Here is a 20,607-nt window from a genome sequence, read left to right as displayed (position 1 = left end):
GAAGGATTCCTTCACTTATTTATATATTCAAGCTCCTTTTTTGCTTCAAGACGCTTTTCATCAATGTAGTCGGCTAAATCTTGGATATGCACGATTCTGGGTGCTTTTTGTCCCTGATCTAATCTAAAAGAGGGTAAAGCAAGCTCGCCACAATTAGCTTTTTTATTTGCTGTTGCTATTGTCATGCCTAAATATTTTTCAGCAATTTGTGATAGAGGGATTGTTGGTGTGTTAAATTCGGCCATCAATAAAAATACTGTATTCATTTTTAATACTCCACTTTTACTATCGTTATCTGCAACTTAACGATGTTTGTTTAATGTTATTCTGCAGCCGCACACATTTGTTCGGCATCTCTCATAGCATCATGCAATGAATTATGTTTTATATAATTAAATGATAGTTTATGTCCGTCAAGATAACCGCTGTCATCTCCACTAAGAGCATCAATATAGGTGCGAACATCTCTAACATTATAATATTCCCAAGGGGTTGGTAATCCGTATTCACTGAATGCATTTTTTATAATTACAGGATCAAAGTCGGTACCACGGAAATAAAATCGAAAGTTATCACTAAGTCTTTTCCATTCATTCATTTTATCAAGCAGCGCGTTAAGGACTTTTTCCAAATTTTGGCTATTATGGTTAAGGAATATGTGTTTATTATTCTCAGATGATTGTCTTCTCCACCAATCCAGTGTTGATTGACTAATTGTCCTTTTTGACGAAACTAATTGTTCATTTAAATTACAAACATAATACAGATGATAAAGTCCTTCATTTTCCTCAATGCTTGAATTTTTTATATTTTCAATAGTTCCATTTAAATTAAATCTATCAAACGCAAATGCGCCGATCGATAATATGACAGCGGTGGGTGCTGTATCTAGTGTTTCAATATCAATAATAACTGTATTAATTGTCATAACAATTTCTCCTTTTTTCATTAATCACCTCAAACTTGTTTTTCTACATTAAGTAATTGTCGCTCTGTCGCCTGTGGCGCAACTACCACAATGGAATAGGACTATTAGGCTTGTATATTTCAAATTAGTGGGAAATGGTCACCGCTAATTATCGGCGCATATACCAGACGCTTTTTTTATTGCAAGGACCTAGTAAAATCATTAATCAACTTAGTTAATTCATTAGCAACCAAATAAAAATCTGCTTCTATTCGTTTAGCTTTATCATCAGGTGAAATATCGCAATTTTCATCTAGCATTTCAGATGAATAATTAATCTTAGAAAAAACTAACTCGGTATTTACTGTAAAGACTGTTCGCTGTTGATATGAAAACGATAATGACTTGATTTCACGACCTGAATTAAGATAACTTTTTACTTCATCGGCTGTTAAATTTTCGTCTATGAGTTTAATTTTTCCATTGCTTTCTAGCGGATCTGTTAATACCGCATCATTAAGGATAAAAAAGTTAGTAGGGGAACTGTCATTTAAAACCCATCCTTTAAAAAATGGGGCTACAGGTTTTTCAGTATGAAGTGGTGTTAAAGATAATTGGCCTAGTTCTTTTCTAATTAATGACAAAATATTTTCAGCCACTTTAAAACTAGATGTTTCGATTGCTATGAATTGATCTTGATGATTAATCCAAATATAGGTGTATTGATCTTTAGTGAATGCAACAGACAATAAGTCAGCTATAACTTCATCTTTTAACGTTTGCTTTTCACTTCTAGTTACTTTACGTCCAAACTGTTGTTCTAAATGCTCAATTCGTTCAGATGTTTTTTTCTTAATAACAGAACTAGGAATGATTTTACTTTCAGTTCGTACTTTTAACAAAGAGTGACCTTGGATATCTAGTTTTAATAAATCATCATCAGTAACTGATACAAAACCTTGCTTGATAGAATCCAATGGTCCACATGGTGTAAATGATAACTTGGTCAATATTTCATTATTAAGGTTGTTAATAGTACTGTCGTTGTTAAATTGATAAACAATTAGTTTTTTAAAAAACATTTTTAATACTCCACATTTTTATTTTATCTTTCTGCACAAAGATATTTAATTAATCAAACTAGCTTTCACTTATCATCTAAGGCGTATAAAAGCCTATCTATAGCCTTGTATTTTGAATCTGCATCGAGCTTAACTCTGTTGGTTTCTTTATCGACACAAACATCATATAAATCTGTAATTCTAAATAGAGTGAGGTAATCAAAGGTGCTATCTTCAATTTTTTTACTTACATCATAAGCACTGTGTTTTTCTAATAATCTTTTGGTAACATCACCAATAATAATTATCATTAGGTTGTGGTAGTTTAATGTGTTTTGCTTTTGGTAACTGATATCAATAGAATCTACCCAGTGAAATTTTGAGGACCATGCCTTATAAATAATTTCACCTTGCGCTAATAAGTCTGGCGTTATATCTGTATTTTTTTTCAGTCCAAAGGCTTTAGTTACTGAATCGACAAATGATTTGAAAGTAAAAGCCTTAAATTTTTCATCTTTGCTAATAACATTTTTTTCGTATTCAATGATGTTCGTCATGCGTAACCAATCAATGATTTTGGTTGCAAATACAGACCTTGAGTCTTGTTGGTTGTAAACACTGCTTAAGGAGATGCTTGGTTTTGATACATTAGTGTTAATATCTGAAAAAAACTGCTGACGCTCTTGTAATGTTAAAGAGTTTGTTAAATTTAACGTTATGCTACTTTTTTGAAGTTTATATCTTAGTTCGTAAGATTTCTTACAGGCTGAAACAATCCCACTTGCTCGATGTTGTCCATCAAATAACTTGATCACACAATCAAGAGATAGCTCAAGAAAACCGATTCCTGAATCTTTTCCATACTCTTTAAATTGACAATCCCCATCAATAAAACCAGTTAAAGACGGAAGTATAAATTTATCTTTTTCAAGGTAATTAATTAATTTTTTAACTCTACTTTTATCAACAATGCGCTGTGAACGTTTAAGAACATCGAATTCATTATCAATACTTAAAAACTTTTCTAGCTGATTCATTGGCAGCGTGACGCTATAAAATAGTCGCCCAGCTTGAAAATAACGAAAACAAGGGACTTTAATAAAATTATCTAATGTTACGGTTTCAATGCTCATATTAATACTCCACTTTTCATTTAATCTTTCTGCAATAAGATATTCAATTAATCGCAATCATTCGGGTAAACAATGTCATCTACGTCACAGTCAAATACTAGTTTTGATTGACCATAATAAAGAGCAATAATTAAGTTTTGATATTTTGTATTGGTTGGTTGTAATAATTTACCTATGCAGTCACCATCAATTTTGGCTGAATAAACTTTATAAACTTCACATTCATTTAGCTCTAATTTATCTATTACTTTTTCGTCTAAACGGGAACAAGCGAGAATGTTGTCCAGCGAGTAACAGCTTCTGTTAGCTCCAGGTTTCTTATCAAAATAGACACGAATATGACCACTATCATAATCACTTACCTCAAGCCGGATGTCTGGTCTGTCCCACCTTTCCTCCTCTGCATCCTCGACGTATTCCTCAACAAACGCTTCCAGTAAATCAGATAGATAAATATATTCAGGTATAGGGTATTCATTAATTATGTCGTTAAGCAGGTTTGTCGCTTTGTCTACAAAATGTTGTTCAACACCTGATGACAGCCATTGTTGTTGAAGAGAATTAACAATCAATTGATTATATTTAGGAAGGGAAATGATATCTTGAATATTGGCTGGTAATGCTTTTTTTACTGCATCTCTTACTATTTCACCAAAATTTCCATAAGAGCGAAATTCACTATCGATTATGTCTTTGAATAGTTTTTCTATTGCATTATCAATTATTGTTGTTGGTTTACCACTGTTATTAAAACGTTCTACACCTTCTTGCAACAATTCCTTTAATGTTTTATCTGTCATTTTTCACTCCACACATGTTGTAAATTAATTTCTATTTTGTGGAGCTACTGCATTAGCCCCACAAATTATTAAAAAAACGCTCTGGTCTGCACTCCACGAGCGTACGATGGTACTCCACTTCGTAAGTTGATAATCAAAACAATTTATCAAAATAACTGTGATTATATACAGTTATTTATTATAATAAATAATTACTAATTAATTGAGTCACTCATCATGAGTAAAGTTGAAACGTTAAAACACAGTTGCGTTATATGCCAAGGTAACGAGTATTTATTTGAATATGAACCCAAAATGAATCCCAAAGATGAAGCTATCTTTGTCAAAAGTATCTCGTGTTTAACCTGTGGTTATCCAATTTCAGCCATAGAATACATGGAGTCAGAATCGTGCTTTAAATTTGACGAACTGACAAAACGAACAAATAATTAGTTGTTTTGATTTTTAAAGAGCAATGTAAAATTAATTGCCTTTAATTTTAGATAACTAAACAAATAAGTCAATATTATTTTAAATAAATGACCAAAAATAATTTAGATATGTGAACAGAAAGGAGAGGTTACATCGTGCTTACTATGTTAAATAGTTATTTTTACTTACAAGTTTTTTCTATGTCTGTGACGATATGATCACCATTATCATTAACAGCAAAAATATCAGTACAGCCGATAGTCATTACAGTATTTTTTTCACTTGCTTTCTTCGCTGTTATGCTTGCAGATATTTCTTTTTCTCCATCTTCCATTACCTTCCAATCCGCATAAGACATACCACTAATGCAAATCAATAAAAAAACGCAGATAGATTTATTATGTATCATGACCTTTTCCTTCTAAATATTCTATGCTCAACCATTGTTCCGATAATTCTGATTTGTTGTTTTAATGAATTCATAATTGTATAGTCAGGATTTAACGGAATAAGCTCAAATTGCATTCTTTCATGCTCATCATATCCCAGTTCTCTATATTTTTTGAACGTGGCTTCGGATTCACCATTCATTGCTACAACGAATTCACCAGGGGTTGGTTTAACAGCAGGATCAATAATAACGACATCACTTTCTTTGAATTCAGGTTCCATTGAGTCTCCCTTGATTTGTAATGCAAACGCTTTATCTGATAATTCTAATGATGTCATAATATATTCAAATCCAGTTGAATCACGGAGTTCACAAGATTCTGTCCACATCCCGGCCTGAACATAACTTATTAGTGGTACTTTGTATGATTTTAGCTCAACAGGGGTTATATTGGATTCAATTCCACCATTTAATAACCAAGCAAAATCGCAATTAAGAGCAATTGATAAATCAAATAAGTTTTTAGCACTAGGCGTAGATGTGTCTGATTCCCATTGCGAAACAGATGAATGATTAGCTCCTTTTATTGCTTTTGCAAGATCTCTTTGCGTCAGACCAAGTTCCGTTCTTTTTTTTCTTATTCTTGAACCAAGTGTATTCATAATTTATACCTATAAAAAATGTTTAGTTATCTTAACATTTGTTGACTTTAAAAAAATAAACATATATAGTTTAGAGAACTAAACAACAGGAGCCAAAAATGTTAAAGAATATCGTTTTAAAATATTTTAATGGTGTAACTCCATTAGCTAGAATATTGAACCTTTCAAGAGGAGCCATTTCTCAATGGGGAGAAATTATTCCAGAAAAAAACGCTTATCGAATTCAAGAAATAACAAACGGTGAGTTAAGAGTTGATCCTAAGTTATATCGAGATTAGAACCAGAACAACCACAAAAAATAAGGAGTTCATGTGGATAATAAAAATTTTCCAATTCCAGATGACATTATAGACGCTACGCATAAGTTGATACGATCTTATCCTGGTGGATACAGTGTAATGGCCAAACGATTAGATCCTGAATCTGGTACTGAAAACTCATTACGAAATAGAGTGAGAAAAGATAGGAATGATCAACAAATCACGTTGGGAATGATATTAGAAATGGAAGCAGAAGCCAATTCTAATGTTATTACAGAAGCAATAGCACGTCATCAAAACGGTGTGTTTGTGAAATTACCCGATGTAGATAATGTCGATAATGATGATCTACTTAAAAAATTTACTGAATTGGTTTCAGAACTGGGAGAGTTCTGTCGTAAACATAATGAATTTATATCAGATGGGATTTTTGATAAGAAAGAAAAGAAATCGCTATCAGGAAATGCATATAGTCTTCAATCAAAACTTACGGAGATAGTCCAATTAACGGATTTGATTTTTGGAAAAAGGTGACCGATAGCGAATTTTGCAGAAGCACTATCGGTCTGGTTGCAACAACACTTGTGGAGTATTAGTCGCATGTCTAGTTTAACACTATTTTGCTCTATAACGCAATTGCGTTGTAGGTTTTTGCCGTCCGGCATTCAATATGAAGCCATGATAAACAATCATTGGCAACCTGTCACCCACCAATATGTCGAAAAATTGTGGGATCTGATTAGAAGGTCTTACTCATGAGTAGACTTTTTGACGTAGTTACTCAAATGAGTGGACAGCGGAATAACATTAGCATACCGCGCCCATACATATCATTTTGCAAAGGGGACTATAATCTTGCAGCTGTGCTTGCTCAACTTGTTTTTTTGTCTGGTATGGGGATGAGAGATGATGGTTGGTTTTGGAAGAAAAATGAGGAACTTGGTGACGAGCTTGGTTTAACAGTTGATCAAGTTAGATATTCAATTAAAAAATTGAAGTTATTACTTGGTACCAGTTTAGAAACTTGCAAAAAAAAGGCATATGGCACACCTACAACACATTATCGTTTTAATGAAGATCTATTAGTCAAATTGTTGTTTCCAAATGGTGAAGAAACCGAGCAATCCCGAATCGGGAAAATTACCGAATCAGAGGGGGAACCGTTACCGCCCCCATTCGGTAAAGTTACCGAATCGAAACGGGAAAATTACCGAAACCATGGATTCGGGAAAATTACCGAATCTATAACAGATCCTATTACTAACATACAGATCCTAATTAATATGTCTCGGAATTTTTCAAACTCGCAAGAGGAAGAAAAATTGAATCAATTTTTATCAAAACATCCCGATGCTTTTATCTATACACCAGTTGGTAAAAAATGGGGTACAGAAGACGATTTAAAAGCAGCATCCTATATTTTCAACAAAATTGTGGAAGCTAATCCCACAGCACAGGTACCAAACTGGTTTGATTGGGCCAATGATATTCGGTTGTTGAGAACTCAGGTGCTTTGCGACAAGTTCAGTAAGCCACATCATGAAATTTGTCGTAGATTCAAAATAGCTAATCAAGATGATTTTTGGAATAAAAACATTTTGAGTCCAACAAAACTACGTAAGCATTGGGATAGATTTCATTCAGTTGATCCTAAATCCCAATCACAAATAAATTGGGAGAGTACAGGTTGGGCTGGTGGAGGTTCAATGTGAAATCAGTAGCTGAAATATATAACAATGGTTTGGTGTTTCAATCACAACCTACAAAAACTCGTAGCCAAGGCATTAATGAAATTGAAAAGCAATTCAATCAAATATTTTTGGATTTGAAAGCAAACTTCCCTGCAATAACAACAGTAATTAAAAGTCAGTTGGAGCTAGATACATTTAAAAAGCAATGGCTATTATCATTTGCTGAAAATGGAATAACCACATTACGGCAAATTGAATTAGGAATGAAGTTTGCACGTCAACAAAATAAGCCATATATCATTTCTCCTGGTCAATTTGTTGCGTGGTGCAAAGAAGCTATGGCTCAAGAACTTGGATTACCGTCAGTAGATCAGGTTATGAAAGAGTTTAGGACCTACAGTGCTGAAATAGGTTTCTCATGTCAGACAGCAGAACAATTTCCTTGGTCTAAACCTGTTATGTACTGGATTGTCACCGACCTTAGAAAACATATGCGTCAATATAACCAATCTGAATATGAAATAGAACAAAGAGCCGCTTTATTAATTAATAAATGGGCTAAAAAATTAAGCAACGGTGAAGTTATACCAAAGATTAAAGTTCAAATAGAACACAAACCAGAACCAGTTGTTAAAACACAATACCACGAAACACAAGAAGTAAAAAAATTGTGGAAAAGAATAAGATCAGAACGGAGTCGTAAAAATGGCTAAACGTGATTATAAACATTCAAAAAGCAAAACAAATCCTAATATAAAAGATTTTTGGCAAACTCCAATCGAGTTATACGAATATTTAAATACTCGATTTAGTTTTGTCTGTGATGTTGCAGCTAGTGATAACAATCATCTACATCTAAATTATTTAACTGAGTCTTATGATTCGCTGTTAAATGGATGGTCACACCTAAAAAGTGGTTATGCATTTTGTAATCCGCCATATTCTAAAATTTTGCCTTGGATTAAAAAAGCGAAAGAAGCAGCCGATCATGGCGTAGGTACTGTGATGCTGTTACCAGTAGACACTTCTGTTGAGTGGTTTGATGAATTACGCAAATTGGCAAATGAAATTATTTTTATTGTAAATGGGCGAATTTCATTTGTGTGTGCTGAAACTCAGGAAAAAATCGATGGTAATAATCGAGGCTCATTATTTGCAGTAATCAATCCTCGTGGGTTTGGTGATTGCAAGGTTTCATTTGTTGGTCGGGATGAAATTTACAAAACTTATGAAAAAATTAAAGATACTTTGCCAGATCCTAAAGTAGCTACAGTCTGGCCAAAAGAAGTTAACTCTATTTTTAACTCGGTTGAATATGCAAACAATTTAAGTCCTGATCTGCAAATAAAAGTTAAGCAAAGCATTAATAAAATGATTATATACCGGTTGCCTTCTGCTCAAATATATGACGCTACAAAGTTTTTGGTCAATAGAATGGAGGGTAAACAATGCGCGAATTAATAGTTGATAATTTTGCAGGTGGGGGTGGGGCTTCTACTGGTATTGAACTTGCGATCGGTCGCAGTGTTGATATAGCTATCAATCATGATCAGAATGCTATTGCAATGCATGAAACTAATCATCCCAACACGTTACATTATTGTGAATCTGTTTTTGATGTCGATCCAATCGTGGCTACAGCAGGGCATCCAGTGGGATTAGCGTGGTTTAGTCCTGATTGCTTCCCTGCAGGTACTTTAATTTTAACGGATAAAGGGTACAAAGAAATTGAATCTATATCTATTGGTGATTACGTCCTAACTCATAAACAAAGATGGAAAAAGGTTACTGATACAAATAAAGCCATTAAACCACTTATTGAACTAAGTGGGCATGGGCATTATGGCATCCAATGCAGTCCCGAGCATCCGTTTTATATAAAACGTAAAGGGCGTGTTTGGAATAACAATAAACGTAATTATGACCATGTTTATTCTGATCCTGAGTTTGCTCCATCATCTGTTATCGGTAAAGACTGCTATTGGTCGACACCAAGAAATATACCTAGTATATTGATTCCTGAATTAGAAAATACAGCTAAAGGGAATTGGTTGCCTGTAGATGAAAGATTGATGTTTTTAGCTGGGCTTTATGTCGGTGATGGTTGGACAAGGCTAACCGATACTAAAGGAGAGTTAGTTCTTTCCTTTGGTCAAAAAAAACATGATCTTCTAAAAGATAAAATTGATATGTGGTCAAGATCTGGAATGAGAGCATCTAATAATGAATTATCTTGGCATTGTCGTGAGGTTAGAACAGGTTATCAATTTTCCGCAAATAACCGTGCTCTAGTTAAATGGTTGCGTGACAATTTTGGACATGGTGCATTGAATAAATCTATTCCTGCATGGATGTTTGGAGCTAGTAATAAGTTTAAAAAAGCTTTTATTGATGGATATATGTCAGCTGACGGGCATAAGCAAGTATTAAAAAATGGCTCAGCGTGTCATGAAATAACTACGATATCCAAAAAATTAGCATTTGGAATTAAACAATTATTATCAACATTAAACTTTACACCAACAATTTACCAAAGCGAACAACACGCAAATTTTATTGAAGGTCGGAAGGTTAATACTAATAATGTTTTTAGAATTAAATGGCGTTCTAGAATTTGTGGATCACATAAGCAAACATTTACGGAAGGCGGTTTGGAATGGAGTGCAATAAAAAATAACCGTACGTTGAACAAAAAAAGTGAAGTATACAATATTAGTGTTGAAGATGATGAAAGTTATGTGGCGGAAGGAATCATTGTTCATAATTGTACTCACTTTTCAAAAGCTCGAGGTTCAACACCAGTAAGAAAAGATATAAGAGGTCTTGCATGGATTGTTATTCGATGGGCTTTGCTTAAACGTCCTCGCGTGATGATGCTTGAAAATGTAGAAGAGTTTAAAACTTGGGGACCAACTATTTTTAATGAACGTGGTCAAGAAGTTCCTGATCCAGATAATAAAAGCGAAACCTTTTTTTCGTTTGTTGAAATGTTAAGTACAGGTGTTGATAGAGAAGATCCTGCATTAGATGAAGTGAGTGAGGTTTTAGGGTTTGATCGAAATGGGCCTGAGGTAGAACGACTAATCAAAGGACTTGGTTATGATGTCGAATTTACTGAATTAAAAGCATGTGACTACGGAGCACCTACAATTCGAAAACGGTTTTTTATGGTAATGCGTTGTGATGGGCAACCAATAGTTTGGCCTGAAGCTACGCACGGCGATCCAAATTCAGATGATGTTAAAAGTGGTAAATTATTGCCATATCTCACTGCTGCAGATTGTATTGATTGGTCTATTCCTTGCCGTAGTATTTTTAACCGCAAAAAGCCTTTAGCTGAAAATACAATGAAACGCATCGCTAGGGGAATTAAACGATTTGTTATTGATAATCCAAATCCATTTATTGTGAGAATAGGTCAAACAGGGTTTGGTGGTGATCGTCTGTCTTATGATATTGACAAGCCATTAACAACCATCACTACCAAAACAGAGCATTTATTAGTTAGTCCTACAATTATCCAATATCACACGGAACGTAATAGTAGTGAAGTGAGAGGTCAAGATCTAGAATCTCCAATTAAAACAATTGATACAAATCCACTCTATGCGGTGGTAGCTAGTTTTTTAGCCAAGCATTTTGGTGGTAATTATACTGGTGCAGGATCTGATATTAGAGAACCGGTACACACAGTAACAGCAACCGATCATAATGCATTAGTTACATCCCATTTAATGGAGTTACGCGGATTTTGTAAAGATGGTCGTATGCTTGATAAACCAGTACCAACAATCACGACCAGTGGTGCTCATTTAGCGCAAGTTAATGCCTTTTTACTTAAATACTACGGTAATGAAAAAGAGTGCCCAAGTCTCGATGAACCACTTCACACAGTAACATCAAAAGATCGGTTTGGGTTGGTAACTATTCATGGTGTTAATTATCAAATAGTTGATATTGGTATGCGTATGTTACAACCGAATGAGCTTTATAAGGCTCAGGGGTTTCCTGATTGGTATATATTTGATCGCGATTATAAAGGCAAAAAATATATAAAATCAGCACAAGTTGCTAGATGTGGTAATGCGGTACCACCACCTTTTGCCGAGGCTCTTGTAAGGGCTAACATGCCAGAATTATGTGTTGTCAGGGAGGTAGCTTAATCATGTTGAATATACCAGGTGAGCGCATAGAGTTTGAATCTGTTATGCGCAAAAATGGTTTTCCTGATACTCACTTAAGAAAGGATCGTAAAGGTAACTATTTGAGAAAAAACACGGAGTCAGCATTTCAAGGATGGCTTTTAAAGGCAGTGCAACAGAGAAGGGAAAATGCAAATAAACAATGATCGATCCAACAGAGATGAAGATATTAATTGAAGGTAAAGAAATAGATGTAACAATTAACTCAATAGAGTTACCAGTTTTATTTACAAATGACAAGATAGAAGGGTTTTCTAATCCTGTTGATGTATCCGTATCTTTCTCGTTAACCAAAAAATCGACAAAAAGGATAAACAACTTAATTCGGGAGCTATTGCCAAGAAAACCAAAAATGACATGGCGAGATATACCTGCCAAAAAGAAAGGTAAAAAATGATAAATTTAGTATTACCATTTCCGCCCTCAATGAACACATATTGGCGTAATTTAAAAGGAAGAACGTTATTAAGTGCAAAAGGGCGCAAGTATAAGAATGATGTTGTTTATGCAGTTTATGATCAGTTAAAAAAGAAGCCGGTACCAATTACTGGTAATGTAGCTGTTAAAATTGAGTTTTACCCACCTAACAACATTCGACGTGATATGGACAATTGCTTTAAGGCTTTGTTTGATTCTCTTACAACTGCAGGTGTTTGGGTTGATGATAGTCAGATCAAACGAATTGAATCCGATTGGTATGATCCTATAAAAAATGGTAAATTATTAATCAATATAAAATTAATTGAAGCATAGAAACTGAATGCAAAAAGAGCAAAACAATAGGATCATTGAAGATATTGCTGCTTGGCTTTTTTGGTCATTAGTAGATCGGTTTGGTTATAGAGAAACATTATCTGATGTGACAATAACTAAAGGTTTTTCAATTTTTGATTCACCTAATAAAAAAGCTATTTTGGAGCGTTATAATTTAAGCCAGTTATCGGAAACAGAATTAACTACTTTTTATAAAATAGTTGCTGAATATACTTATAATCGTTGCTGTATTGAACAAAAAAATCTTGTGGGTATTGTATATCTTGAAGATATGCCGTCGGGACGTTCTCCTTCAGCTAAATCTATTAACACTAAAAATTATAATGTTCCTGTAAGCGTATTAGGAGATAATTTAGAAAAATTGGGTTCTCTTTGCATTCGTTATCCGCTTCCAGCTGTTATCTTTTCAAGAACCTTACCTAAAAAGCATTTTTTCCGAGTTGCAAATACTGATAGTTTAGGCTTTGAGATGCCTATGTATATTGGTGTAGATGGTATTACTAAATGTGCTGAAGATTTATGGATGATTACAGGCATTTTTCATATACCAGAAAATGTATCTTTAATGGGTAAAAAGTGGAGCAAGATAATACCAAATTCCATATGTTCTCAAGATGGAATTAGACTTTATACAGAAGATGGAAAAATTGATATTGTTATAAATTGGCACATTAATTTAATAGGTAAAATTAAAAAATTAATTAATAAATTAAATTAGATATGAATGTTATAAAAAACAGCATTGATAATATGGATGTTATTTTATATAGTAATGATTACCAGAGTGCAGACTGGTAACTTATGAAATGTCCAACATGGTTGGATATTTAACACAGTGGAGTAATAGGAGTATTCTAAATGAATCAACTAATTTCTATTGATGGTATTTTTATCCGTCAAGATCAAGATCAATTTTATTCTTTAAATGATTTGCATAAAGCAGCAATTGTTGCAGGTAAAGCAAATGAATCACAAAGGCCATCCGAATTTTTAAAATCTAAGAGCGCCCAATCTTTTGTGCAAAGTGTAAGCGATGCGATAAATGTCGCATCGGTTAAAACATATAAGGGCGGAGTTTTTCAAGGAACTTATGCTCATGAACTTATTGCAATTCGGTATGCTGCATGGATAGAACCATCTTTTGAAGTTAAAGTCTATCAAGTTTTTAGAAATAGTGTCACTTCTAAAAGTCCATCAGTAGTTGATAATATTAATGCAGGAATATCAATTCTTGAATCATCAGCAAAACTGTTAAATCTATCTAATTCATCTAAACTTCAAGCATATCAACAATTACAAAAATTAGCTGGGTTACCTAATTTATTACCAAGTTATGCAGTTGATGCGCCTAGTGATTCGGTAGATGGTTCTAGCCGAACATCTTATTCTCTAACTCATTTACTTAAAAAGTACAATGTTCCAATTAATATCACTATGGCATACGCTTTATTAAAGGAATTGGGTGTGGTCGTGCGGAATCAAAGAAGAAGCACAAAAAAAGATGTGATGAAAGAATTTTGGTCAATAACACCATATGGGTTAATGTATGGTAAAAATTTGACCTCACCGAACAATCCAAGGGAAACACAACCTCATTTTTATGATAGCCGTTTCAAAGAGTTATTAAAATTAATGCAAAACACAAAAGCTGCATAATGAAAGCAATACTCACGCCGTACTATCAGCCTGAACTTGGGCTTATTATTTTAAAACCTGGTACCGAGTTATTAAAAAAACTGAGTACCGGCAATCGTATTATAATTTCTCAAACAGAGGATGAACACTCAGGTACCAAGTCAGGTATTATTCAAAATGCCCAGCCGTTGCTAACAAATAAATATATAGATCCATTTATCTTACATGACGCTGTAGTTAATAAATTGAAGAATTTATATAGTTTCGACAAATGGTTAAATAATCGTTTTAATTGCCAACTGAAAGACGGAAAGTATTGTTATCATGAGTTTGTTAATGAAAAAATAGGAAATTCAGCAATACACATATGTTGGCATCATAATAAAGACTTAGTTATTGACGATAGAATAAAAACTATCGCTAATAGAAATTTAAAGTCATTTCTTATTGATTGCATTATTAAAGAGTTGGAACTTGGAAATAATCATCAATTATCAATACAAGAGTTAGCATGGTGGTCTGTCATTAATAATCTATATGAATACATACCAGAGAGTATGGCCAGATTATTACATAATCGCCCGATTGAACAAATACAGTCGGTTTATAAAGAATCTGATTTAATTGCGAGTGATGATCGCTCCGGCCCGAGGCTAATAAATGAAATTAACCGAGCATACCAACATCTACAGAAATTAGAAAAAACAATTAAAACAATAACAGTGGATCCTGAATCGCCAGAATCATTTATGTTACGGCCAAAAATGAAACGATGGGAATCAACTAAATACTTACAGTGGGTAAAAACGCAACCTTGCGTATGTTGTGGGCAACAATCTGACGATCCGCATCATATAATTGGTTATGGTCAAGGCAAGATGGGAGGAAAGGCCCACGATATATTCACAATACCGTTGTGCAGAAAACATCATAATGAATTACATAAAAACGTTGAAGAATGGGAACAAAAACACGGATCGCAAATATTGTTGTTGGTGCAATTTTTGGATCGTGTTTTTGGGATGAAAGTTATACAATAGTCTACTTAAATTCAGGTAAGTTACCTAGATTATCTTTTGTTGTTCTATTGCCGTTAGTTGTTATAAATTCATCATTATATAAAGTTACTTCATCTCCAAGGTTCCATCCATCTTCCATTTCATCAAAAGTGGATGTATAAAATATAATATGCTTATTTTTATTTTTTAATTTGAGAAGATCAACAATAAATTTTCGAGGAACCTTTTTTTCTGAACCAATATTAGCACCTAAATTATACACGTTTCTAACTTTAACCAAAGAAATTTTGCCATTATCAATTTTTACTCCAGTAATAACAAAATCTATATCTTTCCATCGGTGACCCATATAAAAACCTCCAAATATTATTAGTATTAATATTATATGGCATCAGTATTTTTTATGTAGTTTAATATATTGTTTTTGTGAGATATATCACCACCTATTTATTGCCATCTATACGTCTAGATGGTAAAATAATGCACGTGGAGTATTTGCAATTAACAGAGTGCAGACTGTTATATTGTAAACCAATTATCATTTGGTAGGAGTCGTATGCTATTAGAATATGCCATTACTATGGTTGATCCAAAATCAGTCAATTTATTATTTACTGCATCAACTACTAAAGGTCAATTTACAAAATCAGATGTGATGGTGTCTCTTGGCATCTTGCAATCAAGATGTCCGTTCGGATTGAGTTTAATACTAGCTAAGTATCAAAAGGATAAGAGTTCGCGAGAACGCGCATTATCGATATTGAAGCAAGAATGTAGTGCATCAATTCCATATCATGTTAGAAAAACTGCATCAAAAAAATTAAATCTCGTAATACATACCTTATGTAATTTAGTAATAAATGATTATAGCCGAACGGCTGATACAGTCATTTTACCGTGTAGGTGTCGTGGTCGTGGACTAGTTAACGGCAATGTGTGTACTAGGTGCCATGGAAACGGTATAAGAAGAATCTCATCAGTTAAAATATACAATTTGATGATAGGTATTTTAGATATAGAGAAAACGGCATGGGTTAGGTATTGGAAGCCATTTTATGATGAGCTTATTTCTAAATGTGAAGCTGCAGAATCAGAAGCCGCAAAAGAATTTAAAAAAATTACTGATTAACTATTGACCAAAGTGCATTATTTTGGCAAACTACTCTCTAATGATGGAATAAATCACCATTTTTTTAATAAGTCGCTTCCGAGCGGCTTTTTTTATGTCTAAAAATTATGGCGAGAAGATATAAACATCGCACTCCACACTGCTCACTTTGTTTATATCGCTGCAACTCGCCACCTCTTTTTTATGTGAGGTGGGGGACTGATACATGCTGACACATGCATCAGACATCAATACCCATTCCCAAGGTCATGAGTATCAACCAAGCCCCAGCCGATCGGCGGAGCATATTCTACAGGACTACTGTGAAAATGACCAACAAAAAAAGCGATCAAATTCAAATAGATAACCTAACTTTGATACATGATGATTGTCGGAATGTATTAAAATCATTACCAGACAATCACATAGATCTGATTCTGACAGATCCACCATATTTCAAAGTTAAAACTAACCAATGGGATAATCAGTGGAAAACAGCAGATGATTATCTAGCGTGGTTAGATGATATATTTGCTGAATTTTGGCGCGTGTTAAAACCAAATGGATCTTTATATGTTTTCTGTGGTCCACGGTTAGCGGCTGAAACCGAAATATTAATCAAACAACGATTTAATGTTTTAAATCACATAGTGTGGGCTAAACCTAATGGCACGTGGTTAAGACAGCATAAAGAATCATTACGAACCTATTGCATATCAAGTGAACGGATTATTTTTGCTGAACATTATAATTCAGAAGGTTCATTTAAAGCCCAGAATGGTTATGCATTTAAATGCGAAGATTTAAGACAATCAGTATTTGCTCCACTTATAGAATATTTCAAAAATGCGCGTGAAAAATTAGGTGTTTCGGCTGCCGATATTAACAAAGCAACTGGTACTCAAATGTGTTCACACTGGTTCAGTTACAGTCAATGGCAATTACCAAACGAAACTCAATATAAAGCATTGCAAGATTTGTTTAGTCAAAAAGCTAAAGAAAAGAATAACAATAACCTGTTGAATATTAGTCATAGTGACTTAACTGATGATTATAGCCATTTACGTGAAAATTATATGGTTTTAGTTAGACAGTATGATGATCTGAAAAAAGAATATGAACATCTCAGACGACCATTTTTTGTAACTAAAGATGTTCCATACACTGACGTTTGGAAATACACGCCTGTTGCTTATTATCCAGGTAAGCATCCATGTGAAAAACCATCAAACATGATTGAAGATATCATAAACGCTAGTTCGCGAGAAGGTGACCTTGTTGCTGATTTTTTCATGGGTTCCGGTTCAACATTAAAAGCAGCCAAAAAACTGAATCGTCATGGTTTAGGGGTTGAATTTGAAGAAGAAACTTACTTAAAAACTGTTAAGGGGGTTTCTGAGTGTTAACTTTTGGTTCTGTTTGTAGTGGTATTGAAGCAGCAAGCATTGCTTGGGAGCCTTTGGGTTTTAAGCCTTTGTGGTTTAGTGAAATAGAGTCTTTTCCATCTGCTGTATTAGATCATCATTGGCCACAAATTCCTAATCTCGGAGATATGACAAAAATACATGAAAAAATAACAAAAGGAGAACAGCTCACACCCGATGTATTAGTAGGTGGTACTCCTTGTCAATCTTTTAGTATTGCAGGGCCAAGAGAAGGTTTGGGCGATAGTCGTGGTCAATTAAGTTTATCATATATAGAGTTAGCTAATGTCATTGATGAAGAACGAAAAAAATCAGGTAAAAAAGAATCAATTATCGTCTGGGAAAATGTACCAGGAGTGTTGTCCAGTAAAGACAACGCGTTTGGACAATTTATTGGAAAACTTGCCGGAGAAAGTGTTGCGTTGCAACCGGCAGGGAGAAAATGGACAAACGTTGGTTATGTGTCTGGACCCAAAAGGAATGTTGCATGGAGAATCCTTGATGCTCAATATTTCGGAGTCGCCCAACGACGCCGTCGATTGTTCGTTGTCGCAAGTGCTAGAGCAGGGTTTGATCCACGAAAAGTATTATTTGAGTCCGAAAGCATGCCTCGGGATATTGCGCAGAGCAGAGTTGAGGGGGATTCAATTGCCGGATCATCTAGAACTCGCCTTGCGCGCGGAAAGCAAGTCACCGGTCCACTTTTAGCAAATTGTGGGCAAAAGCAGTGGCTCGGAAATCAGGAGGCATTTTCTGGAGATTATCGCATTGTTGAGAATCCAACATTTTGCATTGCAAATAACACTATAAATAGATCGGCTAAAAATGGTGGTAATGGTAAAGGCTTTCAACAGGAAAAAAGTTATACATTAGATACAACCAGTCCTCATGCTGTTGTATACTCCAGATTAAACAGAGCAGAGATTGAAACCCACAGTAATTTATCTCCCACATTAACAGCACGGATGGGAACAGGAGGTGGAAATGTTCCAGGTGTTATTTCTTTAGGCAGAGTTCGCCGATTAACACCAATTGAGTGCGAGCGACTGCAAGGTTTTTTTGATAATTTCACTAAAGTTCCTTATAGAATGAAAAATAAAGAAGATTGCCCTGACTCTCCGCGTTATAAAGCTCTTGGTAATTCAATGGCTGTTCCAGTTATGCATTGGATAGGACGTAGAATAATTCAAGAGCTAGATTGATTTTCTTATACTCCTTTACGCCGCTAACAACGGCGTTTTTTATTTAAGCGGTGTTCAATGAATAAATTTATATTATATGGCTCAATTTTGGGTTTGATATTGAGTTTTATAGCCCTAGTGTACGCAATAATTAATGGTGATTTTTCGTCTATACCTCTCAGACTAGGTACCATATCTCTTAATTGCTGGTGTATTCTCATAGCTCTCTCTGATGAAGAAAAAGCACGTCACATCAAATCAGTAAAAAATTTATAAAAAATCGGCACGCGCATAACTAACATTTAGCTGGTACGTTGCCACTCATTTAACCGCCTCATTACAGGAGGCACATCATGAAATCAAACAAAATGGATAATAATAAAACATCGATCTTCACATACCTGTATGGTTGGACAGTCATGTATCTCGGCTCACTCTCGCTGAATGACTGGGCTGTAGTTATCGGTATGTTAGCAACCATTTTCGGGTTTCTCATAACTTGGTACTACAAGCATCAAGAATTCAAACTGAAGAAGCAAAATTTTGAGAGTAATAAAAATGGCAATCAAAAAAAGAATCGCAAATAGTGCTATATGCTCAGTAGCTGTAATTATCAGTATAGTCATAGCTAATTATTCAGATGAAATAAAAACAAGTAAAGCTGGGCTAGAAATAATTGGTAATGCTGAATCATGCGTAAGAGAGCCATACTATTGTCCTGCAAATGTGTTAACTGTTGGTATCGGTTCAACTGGCAATGTAGAACAAAAAATCTATTCAGATGAAGAAATAGCAAAAAGATGGGTTGATGATATTAAAACAGCCGAGCAATGCGTATATCGTCATGCCAATGGTTTTCACTTACCTCAATCAGTATTTGATGCTGTCACTTCGATTACTTTCAACGTTGGTTGCACAAAAATGCGTACATCAACAATGTATAAATACTTAAACACTGGTGACTACAAAGCCGCTTGTAATGAGTTCCCAAAATGGAATAAGGCAGGTGGCAAAGTCTTAAATGGATTAACAAAAAGGCGACAGGTTGAGTTTAATCGATGTATGGAATACAAATCACTTTAGTCGTACGGAGTTGTTATGAATAGATATGTATGCACTTATGTTATGAATTTTAACAATCCGTTTGATCGCAGACGATTAATTTTGCTTATAAAAGCACTAAGTAAAGATGAAGCTTTGAAAATAGCAATGAATAAAGTTAAAGATAGTGACAAGGATGGATGGAATATCAGAGAAGTTGTCGAAATTGAAAATCAGCCAATTGAAGCGGTGATTGTCGTCGAGGATTGACTATGTCTAAATTAAATAAGTCGCTTATTGTAACGACAATAATATTATTTTTAGTAAGCGGATTTTCTATCTACTTCGCTTTCAACTGTTGGCAAGATGAAAAAGCCGCGCAAGACAAAGTCACAGAGCTAACAAATAAAATCGAACAGCTTGAACAGAACATAACCAAAAACAACCAAATCATAGCACAACGAGAGAAAGAAAAGGCTCAAGATGCTATATCAATCAAACAACTTAATGAGCGAATAAAAGATGCGCTTAAGAATAATCAATGTGCTAATGAGTATATGCCTTCCAATGTTTCTGATTGGATGCGGAACGGTAAAAACTGAATATGTTAATAAATGCAATATCTCGCCTTCATTAACCCAAGAAAATAACGAGCCTCATATTGATAAGCAAATAACATGGGGACAATGTCCAGTTCTTTACAACGAAGCAGTAAACGAACTTAGGCAATGTAATGCAGATAAAAGGGCTATCAAGCAAATTGCTAATGAATAAAAAAGCGCATCGGCTGAGTGTTAGCGCGACTGAATGAAAAATCACTCAGCCATTTTTATTGGTAAAAAATATGGCAATATTTAAATGCGTTTCAAAAGAATACATTCAAATGAATTATACCCACTATGCGTTG

General features: G+C 34.4%; 28 protein-coding genes. 20 read left to right on the top strand and 8 right to left on the bottom strand.

Annotation, left to right across the window (positions count from 1 at the left end):
- Positions 1–11: 11 nt before the first annotated feature.
- From A9G13_RS02555 to A9G13_RS02525, 7 genes are all read right to left on the bottom strand, one after another.
- The gene (locus A9G13_RS02555) at positions 12–266 is read right to left on the bottom strand and encodes a pyocin activator PrtN family protein (RefSeq protein WP_065556052.1); all 255 of its coding nucleotides are present in this window, start codon (positions 264–266) and stop codon (positions 12–14) included.
- Positions 267–322: 56 nt separating this feature from the next.
- Entirely contained in the window at positions 323–949 is a 627-nt protein-coding gene (locus A9G13_RS02550; RefSeq protein ID WP_081301132.1) for a 3'-5' exonuclease, read from the bottom strand.
- Between the two features lie 155 nt (positions 950–1,104).
- The gene (locus A9G13_RS02545; RefSeq protein ID WP_065556051.1) at positions 1,105–1,989 is read right to left on the bottom strand and encodes a recombination-associated protein RdgC; all 885 of its coding nucleotides are present in this window, start codon (positions 1,987–1,989) and stop codon (positions 1,105–1,107) included.
- Between the two features lie 65 nt (positions 1,990–2,054).
- The gene (locus tag A9G13_RS02540) at positions 2,055–3,101 is read right to left on the bottom strand and encodes a DGQHR domain-containing protein (protein WP_065556050.1); all 1,047 of its coding nucleotides are present in this window, start codon (positions 3,099–3,101) and stop codon (positions 2,055–2,057) included.
- A 47-nt stretch (positions 3,102–3,148) separates the two neighbouring features.
- Positions 3,149–3,901 carry a hypothetical protein gene (locus tag A9G13_RS02535; RefSeq protein WP_065556049.1) on the bottom strand — a complete coding sequence of 251 codons (753 nt, stop codon included), beginning with the start codon at positions 3,899–3,901 and terminating at the stop codon, positions 3,149–3,151.
- Between the two features lie 592 nt (positions 3,902–4,493).
- On the bottom strand, positions 4,494–4,721 hold the full coding sequence (locus A9G13_RS02530; RefSeq protein WP_065556048.1) for a hypothetical protein: 228 nt from the start codon (positions 4,719–4,721) through the stop codon (positions 4,494–4,496).
- Positions 4,718–5,365 carry a LexA family protein gene (locus A9G13_RS02525; protein WP_065556047.1) on the bottom strand — a complete coding sequence of 216 codons (648 nt, stop codon included), beginning with the start codon at positions 5,363–5,365 and terminating at the stop codon, positions 4,718–4,720. Before A9G13_RS02525 ends, A9G13_RS02530 begins: the two co-directional genes overlap by 4 nt.
- A 98-nt stretch (positions 5,366–5,463) precedes the next feature.
- Between A9G13_RS02525 and A9G13_RS02520 the strand changes: the two genes are divergently transcribed.
- The 12 genes from A9G13_RS02520 (at position 5,464) to A9G13_RS02465 (ending at position 14,967) form a co-directional block, all read left to right on the top strand.
- A complete protein-coding gene (locus A9G13_RS02520; RefSeq protein ID WP_065556046.1) occupies positions 5,464–5,643 on the top strand; it encodes a Cro/CI family transcriptional regulator in 180 nt (59 codons plus the stop codon).
- A 33-nt stretch (positions 5,644–5,676) separates the two neighbouring features.
- Entirely contained in the window at positions 5,677–6,159 is a 483-nt protein-coding gene (locus tag A9G13_RS02515) for a YmfL family putative regulatory protein (RefSeq protein WP_065556045.1), read from the top strand.
- Positions 6,160–6,380: 221 nt separating this feature from the next.
- The gene (locus A9G13_RS02510) at positions 6,381–7,337 is read left to right on the top strand and encodes a hypothetical protein (protein WP_065556044.1); all 957 of its coding nucleotides are present in this window, start codon (positions 6,381–6,383) and stop codon (positions 7,335–7,337) included.
- Positions 7,334–8,029, top strand: coding sequence for a replication protein P (locus tag A9G13_RS02505; protein ID WP_065556043.1), 696 nt, complete (start codon positions 7,334–7,336; stop codon positions 8,027–8,029). The genes A9G13_RS02510 and A9G13_RS02505 overlap by 4 nt, the downstream gene beginning before the upstream one ends.
- Positions 8,022–8,777: a phage N-6-adenine-methyltransferase gene (locus A9G13_RS02500; protein ID WP_065556042.1), complete on the top strand. Its 756-nt coding sequence runs from the start codon at positions 8,022–8,024 to the stop codon at positions 8,775–8,777. The genes A9G13_RS02505 and A9G13_RS02500 overlap by 8 nt, the downstream gene beginning before the upstream one ends.
- On the top strand, positions 8,765–11,479 hold the full coding sequence (locus A9G13_RS11205) for a DNA cytosine methyltransferase (RefSeq protein WP_065556041.1): 2,715 nt from the start codon (positions 8,765–8,767) through the stop codon (positions 11,477–11,479). Before A9G13_RS02500 ends, A9G13_RS11205 begins: the two co-directional genes overlap by 13 nt.
- 2 nt (positions 11,480–11,481) lie before the next feature.
- Positions 11,482–11,664 (top strand): hypothetical protein, encoded by a 183-nt coding sequence (locus tag A9G13_RS02490; protein ID WP_065556040.1) that lies wholly within the window; start codon positions 11,482–11,484, stop codon positions 11,662–11,664.
- Entirely contained in the window at positions 11,661–11,915 is a 255-nt protein-coding gene (locus A9G13_RS02485; RefSeq protein ID WP_065556039.1) for a hypothetical protein, read from the top strand. The genes A9G13_RS02490 and A9G13_RS02485 overlap by 4 nt, the downstream gene beginning before the upstream one ends.
- On the top strand, positions 11,912–12,271 hold the full coding sequence (locus A9G13_RS02480; protein WP_218059126.1) for a RusA family crossover junction endodeoxyribonuclease: 360 nt from the start codon (positions 11,912–11,914) through the stop codon (positions 12,269–12,271). Before A9G13_RS02485 ends, A9G13_RS02480 begins: the two co-directional genes overlap by 4 nt.
- Positions 12,272–12,278: 7 nt before the next feature.
- Positions 12,279–13,010 carry a hypothetical protein gene (locus tag A9G13_RS02475; RefSeq protein ID WP_065556038.1) on the top strand — a complete coding sequence of 244 codons (732 nt, stop codon included), beginning with the start codon at positions 12,279–12,281 and terminating at the stop codon, positions 13,008–13,010.
- 140 nt (positions 13,011–13,150) lie between these two features.
- Positions 13,151–13,948, top strand: coding sequence for a KilA-N domain-containing protein (locus A9G13_RS02470; RefSeq protein WP_065556037.1), 798 nt, complete (start codon positions 13,151–13,153; stop codon positions 13,946–13,948).
- Positions 13,948–14,967, top strand: a complete 1,020-nt coding sequence (locus A9G13_RS02465) for a DUF968 domain-containing protein (RefSeq protein WP_065556036.1) — start codon at positions 13,948–13,950, stop codon at positions 14,965–14,967. Before A9G13_RS02470 ends, A9G13_RS02465 begins: the two co-directional genes overlap by 1 nt.
- A gap of 1 nt (position 14,968) precedes the next feature.
- Here the strand turns inward: A9G13_RS02465 and A9G13_RS02460 are convergent, their stop codons facing one another.
- Positions 14,969–15,295, bottom strand: a complete 327-nt coding sequence (locus tag A9G13_RS02460) for a DUF3892 domain-containing protein (RefSeq protein WP_065556035.1) — start codon at positions 15,293–15,295, stop codon at positions 14,969–14,971.
- Positions 15,296–15,502: 207 nt separating this feature from the next.
- On the opposite strand from A9G13_RS02460, the gene A9G13_RS02455 reads away from it, so the two are divergent.
- The 8 genes from A9G13_RS02455 to lysC all read left to right on the top strand — a co-directional run bounded on the left by A9G13_RS02455 (position 15,503) and on the right by lysC (position 20,474).
- Positions 15,503–16,075, top strand: a complete 573-nt coding sequence (locus A9G13_RS02455; protein WP_065556034.1) for an antitermination protein Q — start codon at positions 15,503–15,505, stop codon at positions 16,073–16,075.
- A 308-nt stretch (positions 16,076–16,383) separates the two neighbouring features.
- Entirely contained in the window at positions 16,384–17,460 is a 1,077-nt protein-coding gene (locus A9G13_RS02450; protein WP_065556033.1) for a DNA-methyltransferase, read from the top strand.
- Complete coding sequence (locus A9G13_RS02445) at positions 17,454–18,680, top strand: DNA cytosine methyltransferase (RefSeq protein WP_065556032.1); 1,227 nt, start codon at positions 17,454–17,456, stop codon at positions 18,678–18,680. The genes A9G13_RS02450 and A9G13_RS02445 overlap by 7 nt, the downstream gene beginning before the upstream one ends.
- Before the next feature lie 332 nt (positions 18,681–19,012).
- The gene (locus tag A9G13_RS11320) at positions 19,013–19,246 is read left to right on the top strand and encodes an HP1 family phage holin (protein ID WP_218059125.1); all 234 of its coding nucleotides are present in this window, start codon (positions 19,013–19,015) and stop codon (positions 19,244–19,246) included.
- Entirely contained in the window at positions 19,218–19,742 is a 525-nt protein-coding gene (locus A9G13_RS02435) for a lysozyme (RefSeq protein WP_065556031.1), read from the top strand. Before A9G13_RS11320 ends, A9G13_RS02435 begins: the two co-directional genes overlap by 29 nt.
- 15 nt (positions 19,743–19,757) lie before the next feature.
- Entirely contained in the window at positions 19,758–19,970 is a 213-nt protein-coding gene (locus A9G13_RS02430) for a hypothetical protein (RefSeq protein WP_065556030.1), read from the top strand.
- 2 nt (positions 19,971–19,972) lie between these two features.
- Positions 19,973–20,302: a DUF2570 domain-containing protein gene (locus tag A9G13_RS02425; RefSeq protein ID WP_065556029.1), complete on the top strand. Its 330-nt coding sequence runs from the start codon at positions 19,973–19,975 to the stop codon at positions 20,300–20,302.
- On the top strand, positions 20,223–20,474 hold the full coding sequence (gene lysC, locus A9G13_RS11315) for an Rz1-like lysis system protein LysC (RefSeq protein ID WP_442902785.1): 252 nt from the start codon (positions 20,223–20,225) through the stop codon (positions 20,472–20,474). The genes A9G13_RS02425 and lysC overlap by 80 nt, the downstream gene beginning before the upstream one ends.
- The last annotated feature ends 133 nt before the right edge of the window (positions 20,475–20,607 follow it).

This window comes from Gilliamella sp. wkB178 (assembly GCF_001690705.1).
Classification (GTDB): domain Bacteria; phylum Pseudomonadota; class Gammaproteobacteria; order Enterobacterales; family Orbaceae; genus Gilliamella; species Gilliamella apicola_K.
The sequence above is the reverse complement of the archived record's forward strand: the minus strand, read 5'-3'. Positions and strand labels throughout refer to the sequence as shown.